This window comes from Photorhabdus namnaonensis (genome assembly GCF_001684335.1).
In the GTDB taxonomy this organism is placed as follows: Bacteria; Pseudomonadota; Gammaproteobacteria; order Enterobacterales; family Enterobacteriaceae; genus Photorhabdus; species Photorhabdus namnaonensis.
Genome location: NZ_LOIC01000086.1, coordinates 40,093 through 48,850, shown reverse-complemented (window position 1 = coordinate 48,850; position 8,758 = coordinate 40,093). Strand labels below are relative to the sequence as shown.

Sequence of the window (8,758 nt, the reverse complement as noted above, 5' to 3'; positions counted from 1 at the left end):
GTTACTTTCAAAATTTACATTAATTATTCTTAATAATTCATAAAAACAACAATGAAATATATTTTTATATGTAGCAAAGAAAATCAATAAAACACAAAATCAAATTAGATTAAATTACTATCAACGATAGAAAAACTTGATTAAATAACCCATATGGAAATTATTAGTTCTCTTATTCTGTTTTAAAACAAAAACAATCCGGTATAAACAATATATACCGGATTGTCACACCAACGTTAAATTATCCAATATTCCTTACTTATTAGTATCACGCCACCTCCTTTTCAAAACTGATTGCCAGCACCCTATTCAAAGCCTGAGCTAAAACAGTTTTATTCTCATTATCCTCCAATAAACTAAAATGGTTACCCGGCATCGCAATCAGCTCAAGAGAAGTATTAGGCACTACCCGTTCCCAGCCCAACGACGGTTCTATGTTTATGGACTCTGGCTTTTCATCCGTCACAAAAGAAATCGCAGGGGAAGGATCTACCGCATAGAATTGATGCAGCGTTATTGCTAATGTCGGCGGCTCATAATTGGCAACTATTTGTGCATAACGCTCGATCTGTTCCCAACGTTTTGCGATCACATCAGCACACAAATTTGCAGGGTATAACGCCAGTTCTTGCGCTGCTGCAATAAACTGCACCAAATTCAGCTCATCAATTTGCCGATACAACGCCGCAATCTCTTCTGGGAATTCCTCCCCTGACCGCCGGGCCAGATCAGTAAAGAAGTGATATTTGGGCTGTATGGATTCTTTCCTAAAATAATGAGGCGCAGGCGTATCAATCAAGCCCAAGAAATTAACCGTTTCTCCGGCATTCAAAAGCTGTTGAGCAATAGCGTAAGCCAATATCCCACCAGAAGAGTAACCGCATATCTGGTACGGGCCTACCGGTTGAACAGCTTTCATCAAAGTGACCATTCTGGCAGCTTGCTCTCCCATCGTTGACATAGGTTCTTCACTGATGGATGACCAAGGCAGCGCATAAATCGGATAACCTAACTGCATATGTTGAGTTAACCCGAAAACATAGGAGTGGTCACCCATTCCGCTGGGAACAAAGAACAACGGCAGCCCTGTTCCGTCAGGTCGCACCGATATAGCCTCACTTTGTGGCTGAGATAATAAATCTGAAGTGATTTTCGCAGCCAGTTCGGCCAACACCGGCCATTGGAACAGCATATTCAATGTACAAACTAAACCACGACCAGCGGCAAGATTTATCATTCGCATAGCGAGCAAGGAATGACCGCCCAACGCGAAGAAGCTGTCATGCCGACTAATCTGTTCAACCCCTAGCAATTCACACCAAATCGCCGCTAATACAGTTTCCGTTTCGCCTTGCGGCGCTTCGAAAACCTGACGGGCAAACGCTTCATTGTCAGGTGCCGGCAGTGCACGACGATCCAACTTACCATTCGGGGTTACTGGAAGCGTATCCAGCCGCACAAAAGCTGACGGCACCATATAATCAGGCAAAATAGCGCTCAAGTAAGTACGTAGGCTGTTAGCCAGCCCTTCATCCGCAGGCGCCACGACATAGGCAATCAGCCGTTTCTCCTGCCCTTCCCCTTGCGCCAATACCACAGATTCACTCACCGCCGGGTGCTCCGCCAACCGGGCCTCAATTTCCCCCGGTTCAATGCGGAAACCACGGATTTTCACCTGATGGTCATTACGCCCCAAGAATTCCAAATTGCCATCCGGCAGGTAACGGGCCAAATCCCCAGTACGGTACATCCGTGCACCCGGCTTATCGCTAAATGGATCGATAAGGAAACGTTCAGCCGTCAATTCAGGTCGGTTCAGATAACCACGCGCCACGCCAACACCACCAATATATATCTCGCCAATACTACCTAATGGCACCGGTTGGCCGTATCTGTCCAACAGGTAAATACAGGTATTTTTAACCGGCCGACCAATTGAACGATCATTTTCTGGTGATAATATCTCCCGACTGGTTGCAATTACAGTACTTTCCGTTGGGCCATACGTATTTAACAACCGTGGATGGTAGGTTTTTTGAGCAAACCACGCCTGAATGACGCTCTTTTTCACCGCCTCGCCACCAATAATGACTAACCGGAGGCACTCAGGAAGTCGTAATGTACCGCCTACAACCGCCAATTCAGACAAAAATAGAGTCGGTAGAGACATCACTGTAATACCATGTTGCCGGATTAAAGAGATAAATACCGGCACCGAAGTCAGCCAACTATCATTCCGGATAACCAACGTGGCGCCATGACATAATGACGAAAAGAATTCTTCTACCGAAGCATCAAACGCAAAAGAGGAAAATTGTAGTACCCGGTCTTGCGCCGTCACTGCATAGGTCTCACTAAAACCCAAACTACGTTGATAAACAGCCTGATGTTCTACCATTACACCTTTCGGTTGCCCGGTTGAGCCGGAGGTGTAAATCACATACGCCAGATGCTGTGGCGTCAACGCCGTAACCTGTGGGTTGCTGTCCGGCTGATTAAATTGGATATTCGGGTCGAGTACAATCCGTTCCGCCACTCCTGTTTCACTGAGTGCCTCCCGTCCAATACCATCAGCCAACACGACTACAGGAGTGGAATCAATCAAGATATGCGCCAGACGTTCACCCGGATAGGCCGGATCTAGCGGCACATAAGCTCCTCCGGCTTTTAATACCGCCAACAATCCCACCACCATTGCCGGAGAACGTGACACGCAAATCGCTACCCGTTGGTCCGGCTCTACACCCAACGCAATCAACTGATGGGCCAGCCGGTTAGCACGGGTATTCAACTCCGCATAATTGAGCGTCTGATCTTCATACACTAATGCTGTGGCATCAGGAGTTTTCTCCACCTGTTGTTCAAACAATTGATGGATACACAACGCGTCAGGATACGCTGTTTCCGTGGCATTCCACGTTTCCAGCAACAATCTGCGATCCGCCGGTTTTAGGATATCAATTTTCCCAACCAACTGTTGAGGGTTAGCCGCCATCGCTTGCAGTACCGCGTGCAGATACCCCACATGCCGTTCTATTGTCTGTTGATCAAACAAGGCCGTTGCATAATTCAGCGCACCAACAATCCTGCCCTCTTCTTCAAACAGGTTCAGTTCGAGATCAAACTTGACGACATCAAAAGCTTGATCGACCGGTGAAACTGCTAACGCCGGCAGCCTCCATTCCGTGCTCTCATTATTCTGCCAGGCAAACATCACCTGAAATAAAGGAGTATGCGCCAGTCTGCGCGGCGGTTGCACAATTTCCACCACCTGTTCGAATGGCAGATCCTGATGCTCCTGGGCCTCCAACGCGGTTTGCCGCACACGCGCAAGTAACTCAGTCACATTTAATTCACCCGATAAGTCAATGCGTAAGGCCAGTGTATTAACAAAGAAACCAATCAGAGACTCCACTTCCTGACGACCGCGACCCGCACTCGGTGTACCAATGACCAGATCTTCCTGACCTGACAAACGCGACAGAACCGTCGCCCAAGCGGCCAAAAGGGTCATAAATAATGTGACACCGTGCTGTTCACTCAAAATCTTGAGGGATTTCGTTAACTCTGCATCCAGATTAATGGGCAATACATTGCCGACAAACGACTGCTGAGGCAAACGTGGCCGATCAGTGGGCAAATCCAACAAAATTGGCGCATCAGCCAGCATGGTACGCCAATAGTCAGATTGAACCCGCTCCCGTTCAGCCGACAACCACTGACGCTGCCAAGCGGCGTAATCAGGATATTGGATCGCCAACGGCGGCAATGGGTCCGGTTGCCCGGCCAGAAAAGCCGTATAGAGAGCATTCAGCTCACATACCAATACATTGACAGACCAGCCATCGGAAATAATGTGATGCTGGGTAAGTAGGAACCGGTATTCATCATCCGTAAGCCGGATAAGAGAGGCACGGATAAGCGGGCCGTGACTGAGGTCAAATGCCGTGTGAGCCTCCTCAATACTCAGACGTTCAAGCATAGTTTCAGCATCTGGTATCCCGCGCAGGTCATGCAGAGATAAAGACAACCCACTATCCGCAGCCAACAGTCGCACTCGTGGCTGACCGTCAACGGAGACGAAGATGGAACGTAACGCTTCATGCCGGGCAAACAAGGCGTTAAGCGCCTGCTGCCAGGCGGCGATATCCAACTGACCACACAAACGCAGTGCCATCGGGATATGATAAGTATCGCTGACACCCTCAAACTGAGCCAGGAACCACAAACGCTGTTGAGCAAATGATAACGGTAATGCACTCTCACGGGATATCGGCAGGATGGCAGACAGTATATTGTCCTGTTGACCAAACCGGGTACTCACCACCTTAGCAAAAGCCGCCAAAGAAGGAGATTTAAACAGTGTGGTCAGCGGCAATTCGGCACCTAAAGCGGCTACACGGTTCATCACCCGCACCGCCAGCAACGAATGGCCGCCCAAGGCAAAGAAATTGTCATACCGGCTGATCTGTTCAATCCCCAGCAATTCACGCCAAATCGCCGCCAGCGCCATTTCCGTTTCGCCTTGCGGCGCTTCGTAAACCTGACGGGCAAACGCGCCTTCGTCCGGTGCCGGTAGCGCCCGACGATCCAATTTACCATTCGGGGTCACTGGAAAAGCATCCAAACGCACAAAAGCCGCCGGTACCATGTAGTCAGGCAATTTCGCGCTCAGATGTTCACGCAAGCTATTGATCAATCCATCATCCGCTTGCGCCACGACATAAGCGACCAGACGCTTATCCTGACTGTCACCCAGCGCTAACACAGCCGATTCACTCACCGCCGGATACTCTGCCAACCGGGCCTCAATTTCACCCAGTTCAATACGGAAGCCCCGGATTTTGACCTGATGGTCATTACGACCAATAAATACCAGGTTGCCATCCGGCAGATAACGGGCCAAATCCCCGGTTCGGTACATACGCGCACCCGGTTTATCGCTAAACGGATCGGCAAGGAAACGTTCAGCCGTCAATTCTTGCCGGTTTAGATAACCCCGCGCCACACCGGCTCCCCCAATATACAATTCCCCCACCACGCCCAACGGCACCGGATGACCAACGTTATCCAGCAAATAAAGATGGATATTAGCCAGTGGACGACCGATAGTCGGATAAGGGTGTGCCGGCTCTATACAGGCCAACGTCGCATCCACGGTGCATTCCGTTGGACCGTATACATTATAGGCCGTCAGTTGCGGTATTTCGGTTACCGTCTGCCAGGTTTGTACCGGGATGGGTTCGCCACCCACCAACAGCATCAACGCTTTTTGATGCTGAGACAAACCCGCTGCCAGCAACATCTCTAATTGCATTGGCGTACAATCCAACACATCAAGATTTTTCGCGGCTAAGAACTGTAATAAAGCGGTACCATCGGCCCGTACATCTTGTGGAACAATCACCAGTGTATAGCCATTCAACAGACCCAGTAAGTTTTTCAATACCGAATCAAAAGAAATGCTCGCATTCAGGCTAACCCGGTAAGGCGCAGAAGAAGACGCAAAGATACGCTCTGTCAGCGTTCCATGTAAATTTAGCAACGAACGATGCTCAACCATCACTCCTTTCGGCGTACCGGTCGAACCGGAGGTGTAAATCACATACGCCAGATGCTGTGAAGTCAACGCCGGTATCTGCGGGTTACTGTCAGGCTGGTCTGGCAGGGTATTCGGATCGAGCACTATCAGGTCTGCAAGCGCCTTCTCACCCAGTGCAGTACGCCCGGCATTATCCGCCAACAAAATAACCGGTTCAGCATCAGCCAGAATATGGGCCAAACGCTCCCCCGGATAGGTTGAGTCCAGCGGCACATAAGCTCCACCCGCTTTCAACACCGCCAACAACGCCACCACCATCGCCGGTGAACGCGACACGCAAATCGCCACCCGCTGGTCCGGTACGACGCCCAGCGTAATCAACTGATGGGCCAAACGGTTAGCACGGGTATTCAACTCGGCATAACTAAGAGTCTGCTCTTGATACTCTAACGCTGTCGCGTCAGGGGTTTTCTCCACCTGTTGTTCAAACAATTGATGAACGCATAACTGGTCAGGATATGCGGTTTCTGTCGCGTTCCAGGTTTTTAACAACAACGTACGCTCCGCTTCCGGCAAGATTTCCAATGCCCGAACAGGGATTTCCGGCGTTTGCTCCAGGGCCGCCGCCAGACTTTCCAGCGCCTGCTGCATATAACCACATAAGTTTTCCGGATCAAATGGCTGCACCACCTGAGCAGTCAACCCCAAGGATTCGCCAAAATCTTCCACCGACAGCACAAACGGATAGTTGGTCCGTTCCTGTCCGCCAAGAAACTCAATACCTCTGATGATTTCATCCGACGTTGCCGACAAAGTATTATGCCGATAGTTCAACAGGCTATTAAAGAGCGGGATCTCCCCCTGCACCCCACTGCAACGCTGGGCCAGCGCCAGTGACGCGTGTTCATGTTCCAATAATCCGGCGAGTCGGGTATGGGCTGCCTGTACACTGTCCCATACCGGGGTTTCGTCGATATCCAACCGCAACGGCAAGGTATTAATAAACAGCCCCATGCCATTGTCGGCGCCTTCACCTGCCTGCATCCGTCCAAACAGCACGGTGCCGAACACCACTTTTCTCTGACTGCTGGTACGCGATAATACTTGCGCCCAGGCGAGATGACACAGTGATGCCAGGCTCACACCCAAACACCGGGCCTGACTGCGCAGACGATCATTCAACTCGGTTGTCAGCATACGATGCGATTGCGTCACCTGCAAACCATCACGATGCACCTCCGCCAGCCCAAATGGCAGGGTCGGTTCATCTACCCCAGCTAACATGTCAGTAAAGAAGCGGGTATGTTCCGTCTGACTGACCCCCAGACGGGCCTGCGCTACCAGATGGCGGAAAGGTGTCGGCGCAGGCAGGCTCCCTCCCTGACCAGCAAGATACGCCTGCACTTCACGGCTCATCACGTCCAGCGTGGTATGGTCACCAATCAGGTGATGCAACAGTTGCAGTACGTTCCAGCGGCCATCGGTATCCTGCGCCACCACAAAACGCAATAACGGTGCCTGATTCAGGTCAATACGATGCCGGCGTGGATCAAAACGTTCAGCTAACTGGTCGCTAATAAGTCCATCAGTCGGATCTAAGGTCAGTTCAGTCATTGATAAAGCTGCCCGACGTAAAACCACTTGAACCGGCGCAGATAATCCCTGCCAGATAAAGGCGGTACGCAAGATGTCATGGCGATCAACCACCTGTTGAACCGCAGCCAAATAACGGTTCAACAGAGACCTGTCAGTAAAAATCATCTGCTCAATCAGCAGATACGGGTCGCCCTGATCCGCCAGCAAATGGTGGAACAAAATACCATCCTGCAATGGCGACAGGGCATAGATATCCTGAATATTGGCGATCCCACCCGGCACCTGTCCGACAATGAAGTCAATTTCAGGCTGGGTCAGATCAATCAGCGGCAACATCTCCGGTGTGAGTGTTGTCGTTGCTGGCGTAATGACATTCGGTGGTATCACTACAGCCTGGTGACGCCCCAGTGTTTGCGCCAGCTCAGACAACACTGGCAAGTGGAACAAGTCACGCACCGCCAGCGTTAGCCCTAGGTTACGCAGGCGTTCAATCATCTGTACCGCCAGCAGAGAATGACCGCCCAGTGCAAAGAAGCTATCGTGCCGGCTGATCTGTTCAATCCCCAACAACTCACGCCAAATGGCCGCCAACGCGGTTTCTGTCGCCCCTTGCGGCGCTACATAGATCTGACGGGCAAAAGCTTCACCATCCGGTGCCGGCAACGCCCGGCGATCCAGTTTACCGTTCTGGGTCAGTGGAAACGCATCCAGACGCACAAAGGCCGTTGGTACCATATAATCAGGCAATTGTGTGCTCAGATAGGCACGCAGATTGACAGCTAATCGGTCATCCACCTCCGCCACCACATAAGCGACCAGATGCTTGTCCAGCCCATCACCTAACGCCAGTACCTGCGCTTCACTCACCGCTGGATGTTCAGTCAAACGTGCCTCGATTTCCCCCGGTTCAATCCGGAAGCCCCGGATTTTAACCTGCTGGTCATTACGGCCAACGAACACCAGATTGCCATCCGGCAGATAACGGGCCAAATCCCCGGTACGGTACATTCGCGCCTCCGGAACATCGCTAAACGGATCTGTCAGAAAACGTTCCGCCGTCAGTTCAGGGCGGTTCAGATAACCCCGCGTCACACCCGCACCGCCAATATATAGCTCACCGATAGCTCCCAAAGGCACCGGCTGACCATAAGCATCCAGCAGATAAATCAGTGTGTTGGCTGTCGGGCGCCCGATAGGAACCCCTGTATCTGCATAGTCTGACGGACAATGCCAAGTCGTGGCGCAAACGGTGATTTCCGTCGGACCATAAGCATTGAACAGCGTTGCCTGACTGCTCAGTGCCTGAAGTAAAGCCGCACTGGGGGCTTCACCACCGAGTATCAATGTCGGTTTTATCGTTATCACTGGCAAATCAGTCCCATCACGCAATAAAGCCGGAGTCAGGCAAGCATGTGTCACCGCTTGTTCCTCCAAATAATGCCAAAGACGACGCAAATCCTGACGAACCGTATCGACGGGAATGTCTAAAGCCGCACCACCGCACAGCGCCATCATGATTTCCCAGACACTGGCATCAAAGCCAAACGAAGCAAACTGCAACATCCGGCTACCGGCACGAATATCGAACTGGGTAATTTTATCCCCGATAAGATTGACCAA

At 51.1% G+C, this 8,758-nt stretch carries 1 protein-coding gene (cut by a window edge); it reads right to left on the bottom strand.

Going from position 1 to position 8,758, the window contains the following annotated elements; translation table 11 throughout:
- Positions 1–268: 268 nt before the first annotated feature.
- A protein-coding gene (locus Phpb_RS24150) for a non-ribosomal peptide synthetase (protein WP_082302641.1) crosses the window boundary here: on the bottom strand, positions 269–8,758 show its end. It continues 20,607 nt past the right edge of the window; the window shows 8,490 of its 29,097 coding nt (coding positions 20,608–29,097); its start codon lies beyond the right edge, outside the window; its stop codon occupies positions 269–271.